This window comes from Rhodoplanes sp. SY1 (genome assembly GCF_046000175.1).
Lineage (GTDB): Bacteria > Pseudomonadota > Alphaproteobacteria > Rhizobiales > Xanthobacteraceae > Rhodoplanes.
Map to the genome: position 1 here is coordinate 1 of NZ_JBEOMB010000104.1, position 1,110 is coordinate 1,110.

2 protein-coding genes are annotated in these 1,110 nt (G+C 65.1%); both read left to right on the forward strand.

The features are described 5' to 3' along the window. On the forward strand, nucleotides 1-562 hold a 562-nt coding region (locus ABTU92_RS22855; RefSeq protein ID WP_408093924.1), incomplete at its 5' end, for a formylglycine-generating enzyme family protein. A 198-nt stretch (nucleotides 563-760) separates the two neighbouring features. Next, nucleotides 761-1,110: caspase domain-containing protein (locus tag ABTU92_RS22860; protein WP_408093925.1), on the forward strand; the 350-nt coding region annotated here is incomplete at its 3' end.

Below are 1,110 nucleotides of genomic sequence, written 5' to 3' on the forward strand. Positions count from 1 at the left end.
TGCGGACGGTGGGTGCAACAGGTACCGGCCGAAGGATCAAGGCTGGGGCCGTGGACGGCGCCCGGTGATCAACGTGTCGTGGACGGATGCGCAGGCCTATGTGGACTGGCTGAAGAAGAAGACGGGGAAAGACTATCGTCTGCTGAGCGAGGCGGAACGGGAGTATGTGGCGCGAGCGGGGACGCAGACGCCGTTCTGGTGGGGGTCGTCGATATCGACGAAACAGGCGAACTACGGCATGGTCGCATCCGGCAACGTACTGAAGGAACATGGTCTGCAGAGAACCGTTCCAGTGGACTATTTCGAGCCGAACCCGTGGGGCCTTTATCAAGTGCACGGAAACGTGTGGGAATGGGTGGCGGACTGTTACCACGAGAGCTACTCTGGGGCGCCGTCGGATGGGTCGGCATGGATTACAGCGGATTGCAATCGTCGTGTTCTCCGCGGCGGGTCCTGGGTCGACTATGTAGGGAACCTCCGCACCGCCGTCCGCGGCAGGAACACACCGGCCGTCCGGGGCAGCTACAACGGGTTCCGGCTCGGGAGGGAGCTCACCCGTTGAATGCTTACCTTTTTACGTCTTGTTTTCTGTTCTCCGGGGGATCCAGGCGGCGTGCGGTCGCGGGATCGGTGGGAGTCGAGGGTGGCGTAGTCTCTGGAGGCCTGAACCTCGAATCATCTTGCCGGGCGCGCGGCTGACCAGCCGTGTCGCGGGGGTCAGATTGCCAGTAGCGGTGGCTCGCAGCAACTGGGGGCTTCGATGCGTTCGGTGCTGAAGGTGCTCTGCGTCGCCGTCCTGCTGTGTGCCGGCATCGCGGTGAGCCACGCGCAAACGCGGGTGGCGCTGGTGGTGGGGAACGCGACCTACCGCGCCGCCCCGCGGCTGGCGAACCCGCCGAACGACGCCGGCGATGTCGCGGCCGCGCTGCGCCGGCTCGGCTTTTCCGTCACCTTTCTCGGGGATGTCGACTACGACCGGATGCGCCGTGCGCTGCTGGAGTTTTCGCGCGCGGCGGGACAGGCCGAGATCGCCATGGTGTATTTCGCCGGCCACGGGATCGAGCTCGGCGGCGAAAACTATCTGGTGCCGATCGACGCCGAGCTGCGATC